This is a genomic window from Sphingobacterium sp. UBA1897 (assembly GCF_002337775.1).
GTDB classification, from domain to species: domain Bacteria; phylum Bacteroidota; class Bacteroidia; order Sphingobacteriales; family Sphingobacteriaceae; genus Sphingobacterium; species Sphingobacterium siyangense.
Window position 1 is genome coordinate 213,321 of sequence record NZ_DDGR01000004.1, and the last position, 22,065, is coordinate 235,385.

18 protein-coding genes are annotated in these 22,065 nt (G+C 39.6%); 5 read left to right on the forward strand and 13 right to left on the reverse strand.

Annotated elements, in window-relative coordinates:
* Positions 1-77 precede the first annotated feature (77 nt).
* From rodA to B4N43_RS03780, 11 genes are all read right to left on the reverse strand, one after another.
* Positions 78-1,343 (reverse strand): rod shape-determining protein RodA, encoded by a 1,266-nt coding sequence (rodA, locus tag B4N43_RS03730; RefSeq protein ID WP_075993982.1) that lies wholly within the window; start codon positions 1,341-1,343, stop codon positions 78-80.
* A complete protein-coding gene (gene mrdA / locus B4N43_RS03735) occupies positions 1,336-3,318 on the reverse strand; it encodes a penicillin-binding protein 2 (RefSeq protein WP_248932476.1) in 1,983 nt (660 codons plus the stop codon). The genes rodA and mrdA overlap by 8 nt, the downstream gene beginning before the upstream one ends.
* A 27-nt stretch (positions 3,319-3,345) precedes the next feature.
* Complete coding sequence (locus B4N43_RS03740) at positions 3,346-3,864, reverse strand: hypothetical protein (protein ID WP_046671817.1); 519 nt, start codon at positions 3,862-3,864, stop codon at positions 3,346-3,348.
* Positions 3,857-4,699 (reverse strand): rod shape-determining protein MreC, encoded by an 843-nt coding sequence (gene mreC, locus B4N43_RS03745; protein ID WP_075993981.1) that lies wholly within the window; start codon positions 4,697-4,699, stop codon positions 3,857-3,859. The genes B4N43_RS03740 and mreC overlap by 8 nt, the downstream gene beginning before the upstream one ends.
* Before the next feature lie 91 nt (positions 4,700-4,790).
* Positions 4,791-5,816, reverse strand: a complete 1,026-nt coding sequence (locus B4N43_RS03750; protein WP_046671815.1) for a rod shape-determining protein — start codon at positions 5,814-5,816, stop codon at positions 4,791-4,793.
* Between the two features lie 441 nt (positions 5,817-6,257).
* Positions 6,258-7,568, reverse strand: a complete 1,311-nt coding sequence (locus B4N43_RS03755; RefSeq protein ID WP_286732864.1) for an NAD(P)/FAD-dependent oxidoreductase — start codon at positions 7,566-7,568, stop codon at positions 6,258-6,260.
* Between the two features lie 253 nt (positions 7,569-7,821).
* Positions 7,822-8,154, reverse strand: a complete 333-nt coding sequence (locus B4N43_RS03760) for a 2Fe-2S iron-sulfur cluster-binding protein (RefSeq protein ID WP_286732866.1) — start codon at positions 8,152-8,154, stop codon at positions 7,822-7,824.
* A gap of 2 nt (positions 8,155-8,156) precedes the next feature.
* A complete protein-coding gene (locus B4N43_RS03765; protein WP_153847710.1) occupies positions 8,157-9,161 on the reverse strand; it encodes an NAD(P)/FAD-dependent oxidoreductase in 1,005 nt (334 codons plus the stop codon).
* Between the two features lie 2 nt (positions 9,162-9,163).
* Entirely contained in the window at positions 9,164-9,601 is a 438-nt protein-coding gene (locus B4N43_RS03770; protein ID WP_286732867.1) for a MarR family winged helix-turn-helix transcriptional regulator, read from the reverse strand.
* Positions 9,602-9,715: 114 nt separating this feature from the next.
* Positions 9,716-12,697, reverse strand: a complete 2,982-nt coding sequence (gene secDF, locus B4N43_RS03775; RefSeq protein WP_088162762.1) for a protein translocase subunit SecDF — start codon at positions 12,695-12,697, stop codon at positions 9,716-9,718.
* A 259-nt stretch (positions 12,698-12,956) separates the two neighbouring features.
* The gene (locus B4N43_RS03780; RefSeq protein WP_070565992.1) at positions 12,957-13,430 is read right to left on the reverse strand and encodes a hypothetical protein; all 474 of its coding nucleotides are present in this window, start codon (positions 13,428-13,430) and stop codon (positions 12,957-12,959) included.
* 224 nt (positions 13,431-13,654) lie between these two features.
* On the opposite strand from B4N43_RS03780, the gene guaB reads away from it, so the two are divergent.
* The 5 genes from guaB to B4N43_RS03805 all read left to right on the forward strand — a co-directional run bounded on the left by guaB (position 13,655) and on the right by B4N43_RS03805 (position 21,034).
* Positions 13,655-15,130: an IMP dehydrogenase gene (gene guaB, locus B4N43_RS03785; RefSeq protein ID WP_075993975.1), complete on the forward strand. Its 1,476-nt coding sequence runs from the start codon at positions 13,655-13,657 to the stop codon at positions 15,128-15,130.
* Positions 15,131-15,273: 143 nt separating this feature from the next.
* Positions 15,274-17,553, forward strand: a complete 2,280-nt coding sequence (locus tag B4N43_RS03790; protein ID WP_070565989.1) for an ATP-dependent helicase — start codon at positions 15,274-15,276, stop codon at positions 17,551-17,553.
* A 53-nt stretch (positions 17,554-17,606) separates the two neighbouring features.
* Positions 17,607-18,437 (forward strand): DUF4290 domain-containing protein, encoded by an 831-nt coding sequence (locus B4N43_RS03795; RefSeq protein WP_070565986.1) that lies wholly within the window; start codon positions 17,607-17,609, stop codon positions 18,435-18,437.
* 210 nt (positions 18,438-18,647) lie between these two features.
* Complete coding sequence (gene murA, locus B4N43_RS03800) at positions 18,648-19,973, forward strand: UDP-N-acetylglucosamine 1-carboxyvinyltransferase (RefSeq protein WP_070565984.1); 1,326 nt, start codon at positions 18,648-18,650, stop codon at positions 19,971-19,973.
* 128 nt (positions 19,974-20,101) lie between these two features.
* Entirely contained in the window at positions 20,102-21,034 is a 933-nt protein-coding gene (locus tag B4N43_RS03805; RefSeq protein WP_088162760.1) for a hypothetical protein, read from the forward strand.
* Between the two features lie 67 nt (positions 21,035-21,101).
* Here the strand turns inward: B4N43_RS03805 and B4N43_RS03810 are convergent, their stop codons facing one another.
* Both B4N43_RS03810 and B4N43_RS03815 read right to left on the reverse strand, forming a co-directional pair.
* A complete protein-coding gene (locus B4N43_RS03810; protein WP_075993972.1) occupies positions 21,102-21,506 on the reverse strand; it encodes a DUF5606 domain-containing protein in 405 nt (134 codons plus the stop codon).
* Positions 21,507-21,532: 26 nt separating this feature from the next.
* Positions 21,533-21,991, reverse strand: coding sequence for a peptidylprolyl isomerase (locus B4N43_RS03815; protein WP_046671802.1), 459 nt, complete (start codon positions 21,989-21,991; stop codon positions 21,533-21,535).
* Positions 21,992-22,065 lie beyond the last annotated feature (74 nt).

Sequence of the window (22,065 nt, forward strand, 5' to 3'; positions counted from 1 at the left end):
ACTTTAGTTTTTCTCAATTGATGCAGTAAAAGAGTTGAGAAAAACTAAATAAGGCTACAAATAGAAAAGGAGTTGTTTTAGACAACTCCTTTTCTATTTGAATCAAATTTAAGCATGATAAACAGTAAAATGGTGAAACTCCATAAGGATGAACCACCGTAACTGATAAAAGGCAGCGGAATCCCGATAACCGGAACAATACCTATTGTCATACCGATATTGATAAATAAGTGAAAAAAGAGGATGGACGCTACACCGTATGCATATATCCTGGCGAAGGCTGAACGCTGTCGTTCGGCGATATGAATAATGCGTAGCAGTAAGGTGAGATAGATAAGTAATAAGGTAACTGATCCAACAAATCCCCACTCTTCTCCAACGGTACAGAAAATAAAGTCCGTACTCTGCTCAGGCACAAAATTGTATTTCGTTTGGGTTCCCTGTAAGTAACCTTTGCCTAGAAGCTGCCCCGATCCAATTGCAATCTTCGACTGATTCAAATTATATCCTTTACCTTTAGGGTCTTCCATTTTGCCTAGGATAATGTCAATACGGTCACGTTGATGGGGTTGTAGCACATGTTCATAGACCAAGTCCACACAGAGAACAAATACAGCAGAGGCTGCAAAAAGTATACTTAGATTGATAATGTATTTTCTTCTCTTACGGTAATTCCACATGACAAGGCCAATGAGCAATGCTAAAATCAAGATAAGAATCCAAGGATTGACCAATAAAGAAAGAACAAAAAGTAAAATGCATAGCCCGCCAAATATAAGCAGTTCATTATTAACATAGCCCTCGCGGTAGAATACAAAAATCAACGAAAAGAAGGCAAGGGCAGATCCCGTATCGGGTTGTAACATAACCAAAAATACAGGAAATAAGACAATACCGGCACCCATGGCCAGTGTCTGCATGGTCGGCGCTTTGTTACTTTGAGAACTTAGAAAGTTAGCCAAGAGCAGACAGGTTGAAAGTTTTGCAAACTCGGAAGGCTGTAAGCGGAAAAAACCTAAGTCAATCCAGGCCTGGTTTCCGCCGACATTTCGCCCTACAACGAGCACGATGACAAGCAGGACAGCTGTTATACCATAAAATATCGGTGAGGCGGAACTGAAAAATTTCGCGTCTATGATCAGAATGGATACCCCTAGAATAATTGCGGAAACAAGATATAAAGACTGTTTTCCATAATTGGTTCCTAAGGTAAAGAAATTGGGTAGTTCAGGATTAAATACAGCCGCACGGATATTGAATAAGCCAATTAAGCATAGCGCAAGCCAAAGAGTGATGGTTAGCCAGTCTATCTTTCCAAAGAAACTAGTTTTTTGATTATTCATATCTTCTCTTTATCTCGCTATGGTGAACAATTGTTTCCTTTGGTTTTGTTAAGGCTGCCAGCTGGCGTTTTGATTTTAACGTATCCGTTTTTGATTTTACGGAATCAGTCTTTTTTACATCTTTAATCTTTGGATCGACAACCTTTTTTGGTGCAGGAAGAAAATTCGCTTTATAAATGCGGTCCTGAATATATTTTGGTGCAGTTATCGTGTCTTTGAGGTATTTCTCAACCATCATACTTGCGATAGGTCCTGCCCAGGTTCCACCGTAACCTGCATTTTCAACAAAGACAGCAATGGCAATTTTAGGGTTTTCTCGAGGCGCAAAAGCAAAGAAAACGGCATGGTTTTCTCCGTGTGGGTTTTGTGCTGTACCCGTTTTTCCGCACATTTCGATGCCTGGGATACGATTGGCCCATGCGGTACCTTCGGGTGTATTGACAGCATCACTCATCCCTTGGATAACAACAGGATAATACCGCTCATCCACGCCGGCACTGACTTTTTCGGTAAATTCCTTCTTGGCAATCTTCTGTGCGCCAATACCTTTAATCAGATGGGGTCTATAATAAAAACCTTTGTTGGCAACGATAGCCATAATATTGGCCATTTGCAAGGGCGTTATACCCATTTCCCCTTGTCCAATAGATAAGGAGATATTGAAACTTGAACGCCATTTATCGTTACCATAGCGTTTGGTATAAAAATCTGACGTAGGTAGTAAACCTGGTTTTTCACCCGGCAGATCAATTCCAAGTTTATGGCCAATTCCAAACTGTGTTACTGCATTGCGCCATAGATCGTAGGCCTTAGGTCCCGAAAGCCCACGTCCGTCGATCATCTTAGCATAGGTAAATCCATAGTAGGTATTACATGATACAGCTACAGATCGCTGTAATGTAGTTGATCCATGATAGTGCGTACAGCCCATCCAGCCGCGTCCACCACCATAGCTATATCCATGCGGGCAGAAAAATACCGTATTGCGATCAATAACACCAGCCTGCTGCGCAGTCAGTGCTGAAACAACCTTAAATACAGAGCCTGGGGGGTAAGAGGCTTGAATAGGACGGTTAAAAAGCGGTTTGGTGTCGTCTTTCAATAATTTCATATAATTATTGCCAGACTGTCTGCCGACCATCATGTTTGGATTGTAACTCGGGCTACTTACATACGCCAATATTTCACCTGTTGCAGGTTCAATAGCGACAATGGACCCCAATTTATTTTTCATGAGGTTTTCCCCTAGAATCTGGAGGTCCTTATCCAAAGAGGAAACCAGTCCTTCCCCTGCGACAGCAAGTGTATCGTATTTCCCCTCCATAAATACCCCTTTCGGGCGGTTCAGCGCATCAACCATTAAGTTGTTGACACCACGTTTTCCGCGAATAAGGTCTTCATAAGAACGTTCTACACCACTGCGACCAATATAGTCACCACTACGATAAAACCCGTTGGAGCGTTCAATATCTTTATCATTTACCTCACTTACATAACCCAAAAATTGAGCCGCTATGCTATCGGGATAACTTCTGATTGTTCTTTTTTGGACATAGAAACCACGAAATTGATATTGGTATTCCTGATATTGGGCCCATGTCCGTACAGAAAGCTGTTTTTCAAAAATGGATGCACGGTAAGGCGAGTGTACTCTTGCCTTTTCCATCCGTTTAATAAAGCCTTCCTTGTCAATGTCTATCAATTTGCAAAACAAAGCGGTGTCGATTTCTTTCACCTCACGTGGAGTAACCATAAGGTCATATACCGGTTCGTTTTGAACTAATACCTTTCCCTTTCGGTCCAATATAACCCCTCTGGCCGGGTACACAATGACCTTGCGCATGACATTGCTGTTTGCGGAATGTATATAGGAATCGTCTATGATCTGTAAATAGAATAAGCGGGCCACCAAGGTCAATGTGATAGCAATAAAGATTCCCGAAACGACGTACTTACGCGCAAAAAAACTGTTCATAGAAATGAATTTCTATCCATCGATCTACTACAACCGATCTTTCTTTTTGTAGAATAATATGCTAAATAATAGCATGATAATTACTGTAAATATACAACTTAAAACTATACTCAATAAGGTGTATTGGATGTGCTGGAAGGAAAAAGATTCCAAGAGATACAAAAATGTATGATGGATCAATGTTCCGAAAAAGATGTAGGAAAAGAACCAGCGAATATTCATAAACCCCAACATCGGGGTAAAAAAAGATTCACGTTCTTCAACTTCGAGCGTAATTTTCATGAAGAAAATACGGAAGGCGGCCAATGCAACACAGGCTGCGGTATTGACACCAAGGGTATCATAAAATGAATCTACGGTAAGTCCCGTAAGAAATGCGATCAAATACACCAGGAAATTAGGTGTTCCTGTCGGAAGTAAAAAAATAAATAAGATATAAGGAAATGCAGCGACCAGATTGTAATAACCGATATTTTGAAATAGGAAAACTTGCATACCTATCAAAACGATAAATCGAATAATATTAAATATTAAAATCCTAGCCATTGTCCTTTGTCGATTCTTCTAGTGTCTTTAATTCTTTATTTAACAGGTCTTTTACAACGTAGACATGTTGCAAATTGGAGAAATTGGTGCTCAACAATAATCTAAGATCCAAAAAAGCATCTCCTGAAGAAATACCTGTCTGAATGACCGTTCCGACAAAAATTCCCTTTGGAAAATGTCCTGAATATCCGGAGGTATACACTTTGTCTCCTTTGTTGACTTTGATATGGTTTGGAATTTCCTTGACCATTGCCGCGCGGTAATCCATGCTATTGCCCCATACCAACGAGCCGAAGACCTCGGTGTGGCCCAGTGTAACGGATATACGCGTATCTGGATGCAATAAGGATTGAACGGTAGAGAAGTTAGGGGAAACATTCAATACAATACCAACTACCCCGTTGGGAGCGATAACACCCATACCTCGCTCTATACCGTCTTTACTGCCTTTATCGAGTGTAATCGTATTTGCCTTTTGGTGAATGCTATTGTTGATGACATTCGCAATAATAAATTCGTAACGCCCAAACTCACTGCTATCGATTGCTGGGACAGGACCGATCTTGATGCTGTCAGTTGATCGATAGGCTTGTAAGTCCTTTCTTAATTGTGCATTTTCCTTTGCAAGTGCATCATTAGTCTCCCCGAGGTGCAGATAGCTTTTCCAGGAATTGACCTTTGCATACAGGCCTCCGATGATACTATTTGAAGAATTTAAAACAGAATTACGTTGGAAAGAATTGTTGGTGATCACCAAAAATAACGAGAATCCAAAAAATAGGATAAACCAGAAGAATGCATTGTATCGTCTCAGGAATAACCAAAGGTTTCTCATTTTTTAATGTGGGTATTTAATAAGCAAGCGATATAATAGTTTTGCATATTATATCGCTCTTTAATAAAATATTGTTATTAATTATCGAACGTTATGATTGCATCAAGAATTTAAATCGTCCAATATTTTTAAGTGCAATACCAGTTCCTCTTACGACAGCACGTAATGGATCTTCGGCAATATGTACTGGAAGTTTAGTTTTCGCTTGTATACGACGGTCCAAACCGCGCAATAATGCACCACCACCGGTAAGATAGATACCTGTTTGATAAATATCCGCTGATAATTCTGGTGGGGTGATTTCAAGTGCTTTTAAGATCGCCTCTTCAATTTTTGATATGGACTTATCTAGACAATGCGCTATTTCTGTGTAAGAAACAGTAATTTGCTTAGGAACTCCTGTCATCAAATCACGGCCTTGAACAGCAAAATCTGCCGGTGGTTCTTGCAATTCAGGTAGAGCAGCACCCACTTCAATTTTGATTTTTTCAGCCGTACGTTCACCGATCATGATGTTATGTTGTCTTCTGATGTATTGAACGATGTCAGAGTCGAAGTTATCACCAGCAACACGAATGGACTGGTCACATACAATACCCGATAAAGCGATGACAGCAATTTCAGTGGTACCACCACCGATATCGATAATCATATTACCCATTGGTTCTTCCACGTCAATTCCGATTCCTACAGCAGCAGCCATGGGTTCGTGAATTAAATAGACTTCTTTGGCACCCGCAATTTCTGCTGAATCACGCACAGCTCGTTTCTCTACTTCCGTAATACCGGAAGGAATACAAACAACCATACGTAGGGAAGGGAAAAACCAGCTCTTACCATTGTTTACCAATTTTACCATACCTCTGATCAGGTGCTCAGCTGCCGTAAAATCAGCGATTACCCCATCACGTAAAGGACGTACTGTCTTTATATTGTCGTGTGTTTTACCCTCCATTTGCATGGCCTGGCGACCAATGGCGATCACTTTGTTTGTGGTGCGGTCAAATGCAACAATAGAAGGTTCATCCACTACTACTTTGTCATTATGAATTATTAGGGTATTTGCAGTACCCAAGTCAATCGCAACTTCTTGCGTAAACCAATTAAATAAGCCCATCTGCTAATCCTTAAGCTATTTTAAAATAATATGCAAACCTACACAAAAAAAATTAATCTTTTTGAGGTTATACATCAAAAAAAACTACATTCTGAAAGTAAATTCTATCTGGAAAAAACTGTCTTTAAATTTAACGAATATAATCTGTAATTCTTACGTCCTAGGTGAAGTTATTTTTAATTGGATGCGGTGTTAAAAAAGAATTAAGCCGGTGTTTTTGAAATCATTGACCGCGAGAAGAAAGAATCCAATCGGGAAAAGGTGGTTTTGACAACTATCTGGAGAGGGCTGTTGTTTCGAAGGGTTCCTACACGCTGTTGTTATATGTTTTTAGCGAATGGATTAAACAGGTAAAATAGAGGTAAAAAACAGCGCCATTATCGTTTGGGATCATGGCGCTGTCGGGGTATTGAAATAGTTTATCTAAACTCCAATTGAAAGTTATTGGGCTGTTTCTGCCTGCTGTTCTTCCGGAGTCGGCTCATCATATTTGTGGAAGATCAAACGCACACCACTGTTTTTGGTGAAAAATTTGACCGACCAGTTTACGAATGTGATCAATTTATTTCTGAATCCATAGATGGACATCAAGTGGACAAACATCCAGGTCATCCAGCCAAAAAATCCATTGAAATGGATTTTTCCCATGTCAACGACAGCTTTATTACGACCTACCGTAGCCATGGATCCTTTGTCGAAATAGTTGAATTTCTCTGTTGGTTGATTGGACATTGTTTGAAGAATGTGTTTGGCAACATATGCCCCCTGCTGTTGCGCTACCGGTGCAACACCAGGTAAGCCACGAGGAAGGTCATCTGTGATAAATGCCGAAACATCACCAATGGCATAAACACCTGGCATATCGATAACACGACATTGATCATCTATCTGTATACGGTTACCACGTTGGATAATCTCCTTTTTGAAACCATTTGGATATTGCCCAGCTACACCTGCTCCCCAGATAACCGTTTTTGTTTCAATGCTTCTGCCATCGGCGAAAGTAATTGAATTGCCATCATATCCTGTTACCTGAACATTCAATAATACTTCTACACCTAAATCTTTGAGGTACTTTTCTGAATCTTTAGAAGATTTCTCAGATAAGTTAGCCAATACTTTTGGAAGTCCTTCAACCAGGTAAACCGACATCTCAGATTTTTTCAATTCTGGATAATCCTTCTCAAGAACATTGTTTTTGATCTCTGCGATTGCCCCCGAAAGTTCTACACCTGTTGGACCACCGCCAACAATTACAAAATTCAAATTAGCTTTACGATCAGCAGGGTTTTCTATACGTACTGCTTCTTCGAGGTTCTGTAAAACATAGCTTCGAATATTTAATGCTTCTTGTATGTTTTTCATCGGCAAAGCATATTTTGTGATTTGTTGATTGCCGAAGAAGTTCGTCGTAGCACCTGTAGCAACAATTAAATAATCATAGTCAAAATCGCCAACATCTGTTCTTACAATCTTAGCCTCGTTGTCAACGCTTTTTACGTCAGCAAGTCTAAAATGAAAGTTGTCTTGGCCTTTGAACATTTTGCGGACAGGGAAGGAGATAGAGTCAGCTGAAAGAGTACCCGTGGCAACTTGGTACATCAATGGTTGAAAAGTATGGAAGTTATTTCTGTCCAGCAACAGAACTTCAACTTCCTTATTTTTAAGCTTTTTAGCAACTTCAATTCCTCCAAATCCAGCACCAATAATGATTACTCTTGGGAATTTTCTATTTGAACTATTGCTTGGCATATTTTTAATAGTTTGTTGTAAAAATTCGGTACAATCGAATTAAGCTGCAAATATCTTAAATTTTGACTCAAAAAGCTAAAAAATATTTATTTATTGTGCTGATATGTTGTGAATTTTATTGTTAAGTAGCTAATTCTTTCAATAATATGTTTTGTACTCATTTGATTTTTAGTTCTTTATGGTAGATATTGCTATCTCAAAAAAAAAACGATTAATAGTGTTATCATTGTGTATAAAATACACAATGATAACACTATTGTAGCGCACCTTTTATCTTGATTTTCATACCGTTGTTGTTATTGTGCAGATAAAGCTGACAGGCAAGGCGGCTTTGGCCATCGGCATCCGGAAGCGTGTCCAGCATGTCGAGTTCCTGATCACTCGCTGAAGGAAGCGTATCCAGGCCTTCGACAACTTCGACATGACAGGTGGCGCACAGCGCCATACCTCCACAAGTGGCCAGAATTTCATATTCGGATGCCTTTAAAATCTCCATGAGTGAAAGATTGATATCGGTAGGAACTTCCAGCGTATTTTCGGTCCCATCACGATCAATAACAGTGACTTGAATTAAATTATCGTCCATGGCTAGAATGTATTTATACCGTTTACAGTGGTGTATTTGAATGTCAATTTTTGATCTGGGTAGACAAATTTAAAAGCACTCTGACACATCAGGGCAGCCTCATGGTACCCGCAGAGAATGAGTTTCAGTTTGCCTGGATAGGTGTTGATATCTCCAATAGCATAAATCCGCTCAATATTGGTTGAGTAATCAAACGTATTGACCTCTATCGCATTTTTATCGATATTTAATCCCCAATCTGCGATTGGGCCAAGCTTCGGCGTAAGACCATATAAGGGAATAAAATAGTCTGCATCTGTTGCGATGACTTCTTTTTCTTTATTGGTTGTTTCAACATGGGACAAGTAGTCATTGCCATGAATATTGGTCAGATTGTGGGACAATAATAAGTTGATCTTACCTTGTTGGGCCAATTTGAAAACCTTTTCAGCCGAGTCCGGAGCGCCTCTGAAGGAGTCACTTCGGTGGATTAAAGTGACCTGTTGCGCAATATCTGCGAGATGGAAGGTCCAATCGAGCGCGGAATCACCGCCACCGGCAATGACGATTTTTTTATCCCGGTACTTGGCTGGGTCTTTTACCATATAATCTACGCCTTTTCCTTCAAAGAGATGAAGATTCGGAATTTCGGGCTTGCGTGGTTCAAAGCAACCTAAGCCCCCGGCGATGACAATGACCTGTGTATGAACCATCGTATGATCATTGGTTTCTACAATAAAAGAACCGTCGTCCTGTTTTGTTATATGTTCCACACGCTCGCCTAAGGTGAATGTGGGGTCAAAGGGTTTAATCTGTTCAAGCTGTTTATCGATCAATTCCTGCGCAGTGATACTTGGATAACCAGGAATGTCGTAGATAGGCTTATGGGGGTAGATCTCCGAAAGTTGACCGCCCACTTGGGGTAACACATCAATCAAATGGCAGCGCATTTTTAAAAGCCCAGCTTCAAAAACTGCGAATAGGCCAACAGGTCCTGCTCCGATGATACAGATATCCGTATTTATCATAGCTATTCTATATTTAAATTGTTATATATTGTATTCAAAATTCTTGTGAAAGCTTCGAAATCTTCGTCCGCTAGATTTTCCCAGGCCCTCATACGAATCTCCGTAACAATTGGCGTAAGCGATGCTACTTTTAATTTTCCCTCTTCTGTCAAATGGAGGTATAGACTCCGACGGTCCGTTTCGTCAGTGATCCGCTCAGCCAGATTCTTTTTAAGGAGGATATCTACGATCCGTGTCAGTGTGGGCTGGTCTTTTCCGCAGCGCTTGGCCAGTTCTTTTTGTGAAAGTTGATCTGTTTCGTACAAAGCCTTTAAAACGGTCCATTGGTCTACAGTAATATCAAATCCTTTCTCGGCAAAAGAAGATTGGGCGAACTGTTTTACTTTCTTGGCTGTTTGATCCAAGATGAAGGAGTAGCGGTCAAATTTTTCGTTTAGCATACAAATATTTAGTACAACAAATATATTTAAAATATTTAGTGTGACAAGTAATTTGAATGCAATAAAAAAGGGCGTTCATTTGAACGCCCTTTTTTATTTTATCAATATCAGCTATTATGGTCTTACGACTTCAGCTTTTTTAGCAGTATTACCTTCTGCCAAATGCTTCCCTTTACGTAAGTCATATACTGAAGGTGCAGCTAAGATAATAGATGAATATGTACCTACGATAACACCGATTAAGATCGCGAATGAGAATCCACGGATAACTTCACCACCAAAGATAAACAATACAGCAAGAACAAACACGATTGTCAATGATGTGATAATTGTTCTACTTAATGTCGAGTTGATCGCATGGTTTACGACATCGCCAAGATCTTCATTATGTGCATTTGGTTTCGATACGAATTCACGTAAACGGTCAAATACAACCACTGTATCATTCACCGAGTAAGCAATTACAGTTAATATCGCTGCTACAAAGTGTTGGTCAATATCAAGTGAGAATGGTACGATACCATCCAAGATAGAGAATAATCCCAATAAAATGATCGCATCGTGAATTGTTGCAATAGCTGCTCCAACTGAATATTCCCATTTATGGAAACGGATCAAGATGTAAGCTGCAACAATGATGATGGAGAAAATTGCTGAGCTGGTTGCTCTAGATTTGATGTCGGTAGCGATACTTGGTCCAACTTTTTGAGACGAAAGAATCTCATGTTTATTGGAAGCATCTACTTTCGATAGACCTTGGTTTAATTTGTCTAATACTTCTTTATCAGCAGTGTCCGAAGTTTCTTCAATATGGTAAGTTGTTGTAATACGCAATTGATTGGCTGCACCGAATACTTTTACCTCTGTTGTTTTCTTGAAGATATCGTCCAAGTTTGTACGTACAGCTTCTAAGTCCACAGGTTTATCATAACGAACAGTATAAGTACGTCCACCTTGGAAATCCACACCTAAACTGAATCCTTTTGTGAAAATTGATGCAGCAGAAATTAACACAGCAACGATTGAAATCGCGTAAAAGATTTTACGTTTCTGCACGAATTTGAAGTTTGCGTTATGCAAAGTGTTTGCAGACCAAGGGAAAGAGACTTTGATTTTGAAATCTTTCGCCAACATCCATTCAAAGATAACACGTGTAACTAAGATCGCAGTAAACAATGAAGTAATAATACCCACCATTAACGTTGTTGCGAAACCTAAGATCGGACCACTACCAAATAAAAATAGGATAATACCAATTAAGAAAGTTGTGATCTGCGAATCCAGGATGGACGGTAAAGCATGTTTGTAACCATCAGCAACAGCCTGACGGATCGATTTTCCTAAGCCCAGTTCTTCACGGATACGTTCATAAATCAAAACGTTTGCATCGACAGCGGTACCCATTGTCAATACGATACCGGCAATACCAGGTAGGGTCAGTACAGCATTTAAGGATGCCAATACCCCCATAATGATAAATACGTTTAACAATACCGCGATGTTTGCTACGATACCCGCCGTATTGTAGTAAGCGATCATAAAGATCATTACCACGATAATACCGATAACAGCAGAATTTACACCGGCATCGATGGCAGCCTGACCCAAAGTAGGACCCACAACAGCTTCTTCAACGATTTTAGCCGTTGTAGGAAGACGACCTGCCTTCAATACGTTCGCCAAATCTTTGGTATCTTCTACCGTAAAGGATCCAGAGATTGATGAGCTACCATTTGGAATTTCACCGTTTACAGAAGGAGCAGAATAAACTACATTATCAAGAACGATAGCAATCGCATCTCTGTTTTGAGCTGCTTTTGCTGTAATTTTCTTCCATTGATGAGCACCTTCACTGTTCATTTGCATACCAACCACAGGTTGATTTTTCTCATCAAAGTTTGCTGTTGCGTCAGTGATCACATCACCCGTCAATACAGCACCATTGTCCTGTCCAGACCCTTTAATGGCGTATAATGATAGTTGCTCAGGTGTTTTTTGCTCTGGTTTAACAGACCATAAAAGCTTTAAGTTTCCAGGAAGTATTGATTTCACCTCAGGACGTTGCAAGTAAGCATTTACTTTTGCCGTATCTTTTAATGAAGCAATACCGACCATTGAACCTGGCATAAGTGCCATTTGTTGGTTTTCGCCCATGTAAACAGCTGGACGTAATACTTCAAATAATGGATTTTTCTGACCTAGATTTACAGCAGCACTGTCTTTCTTAGCATCTTTTTTACCACCGGTTAGATTAGACAATAAATCATCTGATTTTTTGCTTGTATCTGCAGCAGCATTTGTCGTAGCAGCTGGAGCAGCTTTTAACGTTGATGCTAAAGTTTTGTCGATATTTTCCAGTATTGGATAAACTTCCTGGTTTGTATATGTTTCGTAGAATTCCAATTTAGCTGAACCTTGTAATAGGTTACGAACACGACTTTCATCTTTCACACCAGGTAATTCGATCAAAATACGGTTTGTACCTTGTTGAATTTGAATGTTTGGAGACGCAACGCCAAATTTATCGATACGTGTACGAAGTACTTTGTATGAGTTTTGGATGGCATTGTCTGCTTCTTTTTGAAGGAATGATTCAACTTTGGAGTCTGAATCACCAGGTTTAATTAGAGCAGCGTTATCTTTTGTTGAAAAGAATGTCGAAAGTGGAGTTGTAGCACCGATGGATTTGTACTCTTCCATAAATAAAGCAACGACTGTTTTTGCACTCGTTTTGCTTTTTGCTACTGCTTGCTCCAACGCTTTGTTGAATTTCTCATCTTTTGGATTGTTCGCCAAATTGCGGATCAATTCGTCCAATGAGATTTCCATGGTCACGTTCATACCACCTTTCAAATCCAATCCCAAAGCGAGTTCATTTGCTTTGGCTTCCCGATAGGTGTATTTTGCAAAACCTAAATTGTACACTACTTCACCGGCCATTGAGTCGAGGTAGCTTTTCTCTTTCGCCAAGTCTCCTTTGGCAAAATTCTCAGCATCTCGCTCCACATTGCGGGTCACCCAAGTAAATGATAGGGAGTATAGACACGCTAATGACACCACTATCACTAAAAGTTTAATCAGCCCTTTACCTTGCATCGTCTGTTATAATTGTATTAATTTTAATGTTAAATACTGTTTATGTAATTGATAATTAGTTCTCGTTTAATCACATTTTACCAAGAATGGCAAAGGTATAAAATTTTTGTAGAATGAAAAGTTTTATTTACGCCAATCAGGTCAACGGCATAAAAATAGGAGAATTGAAGAAAAAAAGAAATATTTATTGATTTTATTTATAAAAAAAGGCCCTGCTCAACATAGAGAAGGACCTTTTATACTGTTTAGTTGTCTTATATTATTTCAATGTGTATTTGATACCAAACGAGAATGTTGAAGCATCAAAATCACTGTTGTGGTTCAATCTCCAGTCAGGTTTCCAGTCTGCGTGGAACGCAATCGGAGCAACTGGAATTTTAAATTCCAAACCTAATTGCGGGCGTAATGCAACGTTTGTAATGTTATCACCTACGTCAATAAAAGTCAATTGTGCACCAACACCTGCATACCATCCCAAACCATTAACACCTTGGAAAGGTCTTGCATATTGGTAATCCGCACCAACAGCAACAACATGGTCATCAAACATCACTTGTGCTTGCCCCATGTTGGCACCACCAAAAGATTGCTTATATTGAACACCCCATAAGTCAGTTGTTGTACCATCGAATACAACACCTATCGCTGATCTAAATGGAGACTGAGCTTTCGCTTCTTGTGCGCCAAATGCTAATGCTGCGACGGCAGCTAATGAGAGTAATGTCTTTTTCATAATTATCTTATCTTTATATTTTCATTAATTAAAATAACTTTTCGTGTTACCAAAAGCAAATAGCCTGCCAAAAAATGATAAAGGCTGGGACGTACCCTAGGTGAATGCTTAATTCATAACGTTTCTAATTTGTCTTCCGATTGTAATTTGTATCTTTTATTTTTTATTATTGCTTATTTTTCTTAAATTTGCCTGGCAAATAGAAAACCCAATACATATTTGCCATGCAATTAGATCCACAAAAATTCGTAGCAGAAGGTCTCACTTACGACGACGTCTTATTAATTCCAGCTTATTCTGAAATTTTACCCCGTGACGTTGATACGAGCACTTCGCTAACAAAAAAAATCAAATTAAATATTCCATTGGTTTCTGCAGCAATGGATACGGTAACCGGTGCTGATTTGGCGATTGCGATTGCTCAAGCTGGCGGTATTGGTATGTTACATAAGAACATGACGATTGCAGAACAAGCTGCTGAAGTACGCAAAGTAAAACGTTCGGAGAGCGGTATGATTCAGGATCCAGTAACGTTATTGGCAACAGCAACTGTGGGTGATGCCTTCAATATTATGAAGGAGCACAAAATCGGTGGAATTCCTGTTGTGAACGAAAAAGGCCAATTGGTTGGTATTGTAACGAATCGTGATCTTCGTTTCCAAAAAGATATGAGTCGTCCAATCAACGAATTGATGACTAAGGAAAATCTTGTTGTTGCTCCCGAAGGAACGGATTTGGTGAAAGCGGAAGAGATTCTTCAAAACGAAAAAATCGAAAAACTTCCTGTAGTTAATGAAGAAGGTATTTTGAAAGGCTTGATTACCTTTAAAGATATCCAAAAATATAAACATTATCCCAATGCTGCCAAAGATAGCCATGGCCGTTTATTGGTTGGTGCGGCAGTAGGTGTTACACCAGATACCCTTGATCGCGTTGAGGCTTTGGTGAAAGCAGGTGTGGATGTGGTTACAATCGATACGGCACACGGGCATTCTAAAGGTGTAATCGATAAGTTGAAATTGGTGAAATCGCAGTTTCCTGAGCTACAGGTAATCGTTGGAAATATTGCGACCGGTGCAGCAGCAACAGCTTTGGCTGAAGCAGGTGCAGATGCCGTAAAAGTAGGTATCGGACCGGGGTCAATTTGTACAACCCGTATTATTGCTGGTGTTGGTGTTCCTCAGCTTTATGCTGTATATGAAGTTGCCAAAGCACTTAAAGGAACTGGCGTGCCATTGATCGCAGATGGTGGTATCAAACAAACCGGTGATATTGCAAAAGCAATTGCAGCCGGAGCAAGCACAATTATGGCTGGCTCTTTATTCGCTGGTGTGGAAGAAGCTCCGGGTGAAACAATTATCTATGAGGGACGTAAGTTTAAATCTTACCGCGGTATGGGCTCAATCGAAGCCATGGAAAAAGGATCTAAAGATCGTTATTTCCAAGACGTAGAAGATGATATCAAAAAATTGGTTCCTGAAGGTATCGTTGGGCGTGTTCCTTACAAAGGTACATTGGCTGAGGTCGTTTATCAATATATTGGCGGATTACGCGCTTCTATGGGATACTGTGGTGCTGCAACAATTGAAAAATTACAGGAAGCACAATTTGTCCGTATTACAGGAGCAGGGTTGAGAGAGTCCCATCCACATAATATTTCCATTACGAAGGAAGCACCAAATTATAACAGCAGAGGCTAGATGTTGCTTGGATGATATAAAAACCGATAATCTTGATTATCGGTTTTTTTTGTGTAAAAATATTAGCAAGATAGCCCCAGTGATCAATAGGAAATTTGTACTTTTATACCCTATTCTCAGGTTTTAAAATTTAAGGAGTTAATTTGGATTATTTAGCGGGTTTAAACCCTTCACAACGAGGAGCCGTAGAGCAAACAGAAGGTCCTGTGATGATTGTTGCGGGAGCTGGTTCAGGAAAAACACGGGTAATTACCTATCGTGTAGCACACTTGATTCGAAAAGGTGTTGATCCATTCAATATCTTGGTATTAACATTTACCAACAAGGCCGCCAAAGAGATGCGCGCACGTATCGTTTCTGTTGTTGGAAGCGAAGCGAAAAATATTTGGATGGGAACATTCCACTCGGTATTCGCAAAGATACTCCGTGTCGAAGCAGAATTGATCGGTTATCCCAGAAACTTTACCATCTACGATACGGACGATACCAAAAGTTTGTTGCGTGCCATTTTAAAGGAAATGAATCTCGATGATAAGCTGTATAATGTCAATCATGTGTATGGACGTATCTCACAGGCAAAAAACAACTTGATCTCACCGCAGGAATATAATAAGAATGAAGCCATACTGGCCGAAGATATTTCCAATGGTCGTGGTCAATTGGGGCAGATTTATATGACCTATGCACAACGCTGTTACCGTGCTGGAGCAATGGATTTTGATGACCTCTTGTTTAAAACAAATGTCTTGTTAAACAAGCATCCAGAGGTATTGCATAAATATCAGCATCAATTTCGCTATCTGATGGTCGATGAGTACCAGGATACCAACTTCTCCCAATACCTTATTGTCAAACGCCTGGCAGCAGTCAATGAAAATATCTGCGTGGTTGGGGATGATGCACAATCGATCTATGCATTTCGTGGTGCAAATATTCAGAATATCCTGAATTTCCAAAAGGATTATCCAGATGTGAAGATCTTTAAACTGGAGCAGAATTATCGATCGACTAAGATGATCGTGAATGCGGCCAATTCGGTGATTGCGAATAATCAGAATCAATTGGAAAAAAATGTTTTCTCGGATAATGAAGAGGGCGAAAAGATCAAGGTTTCACGTGCTTTCTCTGACAATGAGGAAGGTAAGATCGTTGCTGACCAGATCATTGAAGAGAAATCGTTAAAAGGACTTAATTATAAAGATTTTGCTATTTTGTATCGTACCAACGCCCAATCCAGGGCAATGGAGGAGGCCTTACGCAAAATTAATATTCCCTATAAAATATACGGTGGTACTTCTTTCTATCAACGGAAAGAAATTAAAGATCTGATCGCGTATTTCAGACTTACCTTCAACCCAAATGATGAGGAAGCACTAAAGCGTGTTATCAATTATCCACGTAGAGGGATCGGGGATACGACGATAGAGAAGATCATGATCGCTGCAGATCAGAATCAATACCGTATATGGGATGTTGTTGCAAATGCAGCCCAGTTTCTAGACGGACGTAGTGCAACTTCTGTCGGTGGTTTTGCACAGATGATACAGAGTTTTCAGGCTCTTGCCAAAAACAATAACGCATTTGATACGGCAATGCATATTGCGCAGCACTGTGGTATTTTGAAAGAATTGTATGAAGACAAATCGGTAGAGGGGTTGGCGCGTTACGAAAATATCCAGGAACTCCTCAATGGTATCAAGGAATTTTCGGAACGGGAAGATATCGAAGAGCGTGGACTTGATGTCTATATGCAGGATATCGCCCTGTTGACAAACGACGATAATGATAAAGATCCAAATGCTGATACTGTATCATTGATGACCATTCACTCTTCCAAAGGATTGGAATTTCCGATTGTTTTCATTGTAGGCTTAGAAGAAAACCTATTTCCTTCCCAGTTGTCGTTGAATTCCAGGTCGGAATTGGAAGAGGAACGAAGACTTTTTTATGTCGCTGTTACGAGAGCTGAAAAAAAATTACTACTTTCGTATGCTACTTCGCGATATCGTTGGGGAACGCTGAATAACTGCGAACCCAGTCGCTTCTTGGATGAATTGAATCCGGCATGTCTTGCATTGGATTTTAAACCACGACAAACTTCTGCCTCAGCCGGAAGTTTTCAAGGCGAACGAATTGCATGGCAACAAAAGGATAGTGATGATACGTTTTCTAAACCTAAGCCTAAGCCGATGGTTAAAACGACATCAATACTACCGAAAGCCCACAAACCTACTGCGGGTTTTGCTCCTTCAGATACATCAAATCTTCAAGTCGGCATGGAAGTTGAACATGAACGTTTTGGATTTGGGAAAGTTGTTAATCTCGAAGGAAACAAAGGAGATATAAAAGCAACTATTTTCTTTAAAGAGTTGGGACAGAAACAATTGTTGCTTAAATTTGCAAAACTTAGAATAATTCAATAATAAAATACCAAAACGGCATCTTGATCGTTTAATTAGGTACTTATATTAGCTATATGAACTTTGACTACAACAGCACTAGACCAAAATTGATCCTTGCAGAATATGGTCGCAATGTGCAAAATATGGTAGATTACATCTGTACTTTACCCACAAAGGAAGAAAGAAATAAACATGCGCAGATTGTAATCGATATGATGGGGGTATTGAACCCACATTTGAGAGACGTGTCTGATTTTAAACATAAACTGTGGGATCACCTACAGATTATCTCTGATTTTAAATTGGATATTGACTCACCTTATCCAATTGCTACAGCGAAAAGTGTGAAACACGAAGTTGAGCATTTGGGCTATCCGCAGCATTCCATTAGATTCAAGCACTATGGTTTTACCGTAGAGAAAATGATTGAAAAGGCTTTATTGGCTAATGACGAGGCTAAAAGAGAGCAGATGGTTATCGGTATCGCCAATTTTATGAAAATGGCTTACCTGACCTGGAATAAGGATTCTGTTTCGGACGAGTTGATCATCCAGGATCTCAAAGAGTTGTCAGGTTATCAATTGACCTTACCAGAAGGTACTGTATTGACCAAACTTGACTTTAAAACTCCGCCTCCGGGAAATCGCGTTAAAGGTCCGGCTAACAGTAACTCAGGCGGAAATAATAACAATAACAATAATAATAATTCCGGTCACCAGTCGAAAGGTGGAGGCAAGCCTCGTATGACAAGTAACAACAACAATAATACGAAGCGCAATAACTACGGAAGCAATAACAACAGCTACAGTAGGGATAACAATAACAACAGCTACGGTAGGGACAACAATAACAACAATAACAGAAACAGAAAGCCGCAGGGTAATTATAATAATAAACGAGGCTAGTTCTTAAAGATTTTGTTTAAAGAAGCAGGCAATTGCGAAGTGATTAACAGATTTCTTTACAATTGCCTTCTTTTTTTAAGAATCGCGCTGTTTTATAAAAAAACAAGGTTCTTTGGTCTCCGATCCCGGTATGTTAGGCGGAAGGCTAAATATCCCAAGGCTAGTACAAGAACCGGGATAAGATACTAAGAAGATATCACTTATATATAAATGAACGCATTTGAAATAATCGGTGGAAAACCGTTAAAGGGAGAGATTATTCCTCAAGGAGCAAAAAATGAGGCCTTACAGATCCTTTCTGCAGTTTTACTGACAGAAGAACCTATGACCATCAGTAATATCCCAGATATTAAGGATGTCAATAAGTTGATCGATCTATTGGCTGCTTTAGGTGTTAAAATTGATCGCATAGATAAGGACACATACGTTTTTGAAGCTAAAGATATAAATATAGACTATTTCCAGTCACCTGAATTTAAAGAAAAAGGTGGTGGATTGCGTGGCTCTATCATGATTGTCGGTCCTTTGTTGGCTCGATTCGGAAAAGCCGCTATTCCGAAACCGGGGGGTGATAAAATCGGACGTAGACGATTAGATACCCACTTTTTGGGTTTTGAAAAATTGGGTGCTAAGTTTGTGTACGATGCGACTACCCATTTTTTTAACGTTGATGCAACGGAGTTAAAAGGAAGTTATATCCTTTTGGACGAAGCTTCTGTAACGGGTACGGCGAATATCGTGATGGCTGCTGTATTGGCAAAAGGGACAACAACGATATACAACGCTGCTTGTGAACCTTATTTACAACAACTATGTAAGATGTTGAATCGCATGGGGGCTAAAATATCCGGTATTGGATCTAATTTGTTGACCATCGAAGGAGTAGAGCGTCTGGGGGGAACTTCACACCGCATGTTGCCTGATATGATTGAAATAGGTTCTTTCATCGGCCTTGCAGCAATGACAGGTTCAGAAATCACCATTAAAGATGTCTGTTTCGAAGAACTTGGCGTTATTCCATCTGTATTTTCGCGCTTAGGCATCAAGTTTGAATTACGCGGTGATGATATTTTTATTCCGGCGCAAGAATCGTATGAAATCGATACATTTATCGATGGATCTATCCTGACGATTTCAGATGCACCTTGGCCAGGTTTTACGCCCGATTTATTAAGTATAGTACTTGTTGTGGCGACTCAGGCAAAAGGAAACGTATTGATCCACCAAAAAATGTTCGAGAGCCGTTTGTTCTTCGTGGACAAATTGATCGATATGGGGGCTCAGATTATCTTGTGCGATCCGCACCGCGCAACCGTTATTGGACTGAATAAATCACACCACCTGAGAGGTATTGAGATGACTTCGCCAGATATTCGTGCCGGGGTTTCTTTATTGATTGCAGCCCTATCTGCTAAAGGAAAATCTGTGATCCACAATATCGAACAGATTGAGCGTGGCTATCAAGATATCGAAGAACGCTTGCGTAAATTAGGAGCAGATATTAAACGTATCGATGCCGAACCAAAAGGTCATTAATTAAAGCGAATAGCCTATGTGCTAGTGTAAGATAAAAGAAGCTCCGGATATAAATTCTGGGGCTTTTTTTGTGATATCTGCGTCAAATAAGGTAAATTTGTCTATACTACATTTAAACAGCTATAGATATGAAAAAATATCTAAAAAAGTACGCCTTAGTTTTCCCATTATTAGGCATAGTACTTCTTTTTCACAATTGTCAATCCTCTACACCTAAAGAGGTTAAACTACATGAAGAATCAAATACAACAACGGATATCCGCTCTTCTAAACGGATCAATGCTGCGGTAATCGTACAAAAAGTTACTTTTCCCAATATGCCTTTTGCTGAACTAATCAGGTTGATGAATCTGACCAAAGATAGTTCACCTGCTGCATTGTGGAAGGCAATATCCACGCTACCCCAGGCGGAACAAATGAAGAAAGATAGCTTTGATATTGAAAATCCCCTGCAGCGTATGGAGCTGATGCTTGCCCCTTTACGTAAGATGGAAATTAAATTTGATCAACAACAAGCGAAATCTGATGCTGCGGGCCTGACGTACCGCCTGGAAAATTATGTGAATTATAGCAAAGGTTCAGGCGAGGCTTTTTTAGCAAATAGTGGCAACGAGACTATCAATGTAGGACTGAACTATCCAGAAGGGAAACTTAATGGATTGGCGAAAGTGCAGATACGAATAAATCCCAAAGAGTATATGATCGATAAGACCGGAAAAACAAAAGTAATTGCCGGAATTACCTGTCAGCAGGCCATTTACAATAAAATTGATGCAATGGATAAAACGCTCCCTAAATTTGTCGTTTGGAAGAGCCCACGGATCCCGAAGGGAATCAATCTGCTGCACCCCTATGTGTTTGATGAAAACGAAGGGATTCTTGAAATTGATGCCTATCTCAATGAAGATGAAAATTCCCTATTGCGCTTTACAACCACAGCTGTCGTCGAAAAGCAATTTGAACCCAAAGAATTTGAGGTTACAAAAGCCCATGCTAAACTTGACGGGGCCAAAGATCAAAACAGCATCGAAAAAAATGTACTTGATGTCGTGTTTCATTAGAAAACACCATAAAAAAGGAGTTGATCACATGATCAACTCCTTTTTTATTTGGGATATATGTAAAAGTTTACATTAAAGGAGCAGGTGCTTCTTCTTCAAATAAAGGGAATTCCTTGATAATGTTATACCATGTGATAACCTTTTTAATATCCGAAGAATAAACACGTGATTCATCATGGCCAGGAGCTACTTCACGGAAGAAATCTCTTAATGTTGCGCCATCAGATTTTGTATCTGGCAGAGCGATGCCTTTCTCTTTGATTGTTTCAAAAATATTCAATAGACGAATTTCTTCTTCTTCACCATAGATGGTGATATCTTCCAAAGTCGCCATTTTTGTAGAAGATAAACTTACTACAGTTTTAATTTTTGCCTGATCAAGGGTTTCTAAAATAAAACCACCTTTATTTTGTCCAACCAATTTGAACAATCCTGGTTTACCAGTTACGGATACTAATGCTCTTAAATTCATTTTAATACTATTTAAATCTCCAAGAATTAATCTTCGATAACTTCAATTGATAAAATACGGTCACCTTGTCTGATATCGTCAACAATGTCTACGTTTTCGATAACTTTTCCAAAACAAGTATGGTTACGATCTAAGTGAGCAGTGTTGTTACGGCTATGACAGATGAAAAATTGAGAACCACCAGTATTACGGCCTGCATGAGCCATAGACAATACACCTCTATCGTGGTATTGGTTTTCGCCTGTTAATTCACAGTCAATTTTATAACCAGGGCCACCCGTTCCAGGGATTCCTGCAGCTCCTTCACGTGAATTTGGACATCCACCTTGGATAACGAAATCGGGGATTACACGGTGAAATGCCAATCCATCATAATATCCTGATTTAGCAAGTTTGATAAAATTGGCTACTGTATTTGGAGCATCAGCTGTGTAGAACTCCACAGTCATGTCGCCTTTTTCTGTTTTAATAATCGCTTTACTCATATTCAAAAATTTTTATGAAATACAAAGATAACGTTTCAGAGTGAAATGTGAAGTAAATCCCGATTGCCAATTTT

What these genes read in the sequence shown, in the direction of transcription:
- B4N43_RS03780 (WP_070565992.1), bottom strand. Translation starts at nt 13,430, where the DNA reads ATGAAAAAGACATTACTCTCATTAGCTGCCGTCGCAGCATTAGCATTT.
- B4N43_RS03770 (WP_286732867.1), bottom strand. Translation starts at nt 9,601, where the DNA reads ATGCTAAACGAAAAATTTGACCGCTACTCCTTCATCTTGGATCAAACA.
- B4N43_RS03750 (WP_046671815.1), bottom strand. Translation starts at nt 5,816, where the DNA reads ATGGGCTTATTTAATTGGTTTACGCAAGAAGTTGCGATTGACTTGGGT.
- mreC (WP_075993981.1), bottom strand. Translation starts at nt 4,699, where the DNA reads ATGAGAAACCTTTGGTTATTCCTGAGACGATACAATGCATTCTTCTGG.
- B4N43_RS03760 (WP_286732866.1), bottom strand. Translation starts at nt 8,154, where the DNA reads ATGGACGATAATTTAATTCAAGTCACTGTTATTGATCGTGATGGGACC.
- murA (WP_070565984.1), top strand. Translation starts at nt 18,648, where the DNA reads ATGAACGCATTTGAAATAATCGGTGGAAAACCGTTAAAGGGAGAGATT.
- secDF (WP_088162762.1), bottom strand. Translation starts at nt 12,697, where the DNA reads ATGCAAGGTAAAGGGCTGATTAAACTTTTAGTGATAGTGGTGTCATTA.
- B4N43_RS03810 (WP_075993972.1), bottom strand. Translation starts at nt 21,506, where the DNA reads ATGAATTTAAGAGCATTAGTATCCGTAACTGGTAAACCAGGATTGTTC.
- B4N43_RS03795 (WP_070565986.1), top strand. Translation starts at nt 17,607, where the DNA reads ATGAACTTTGACTACAACAGCACTAGACCAAAATTGATCCTTGCAGAA.
- rodA (WP_075993982.1), bottom strand. Translation starts at nt 1,343, where the DNA reads ATGAATAATCAAAAAACTAGTTTCTTTGGAAAGATAGACTGGCTAACC.
- B4N43_RS03740 (WP_046671817.1), bottom strand. Translation starts at nt 3,864, where the DNA reads ATGGCTAGGATTTTAATATTTAATATTATTCGATTTATCGTTTTGATA.
- B4N43_RS03815 (WP_046671802.1), bottom strand. Translation starts at nt 21,991, where the DNA reads ATGAGTAAAGCGATTATTAAAACAGAAAAAGGCGACATGACTGTGGAG.
- B4N43_RS03765 (WP_153847710.1), bottom strand. Translation starts at nt 9,161, where the DNA reads ATGATAAATACGGATATCTGTATCATCGGAGCAGGACCTGTTGGCCTA.
- B4N43_RS03805 (WP_088162760.1), top strand. Translation starts at nt 20,102, where the DNA reads ATGAAAAAATATCTAAAAAAGTACGCCTTAGTTTTCCCATTATTAGGC.
- guaB (WP_075993975.1), top strand. Translation starts at nt 13,655, where the DNA reads ATGCAATTAGATCCACAAAAATTCGTAGCAGAAGGTCTCACTTACGAC.
- B4N43_RS03755 (WP_286732864.1), bottom strand. Translation starts at nt 7,568, where the DNA reads ATGCCAAGCAATAGTTCAAATAGAAAATTCCCAAGAGTAATCATTATT.
- mrdA (WP_248932476.1), bottom strand. Translation starts at nt 3,318, where the DNA reads ATGAACAGTTTTTTTGCGCGTAAGTACGTCGTTTCGGGAATCTTTATT.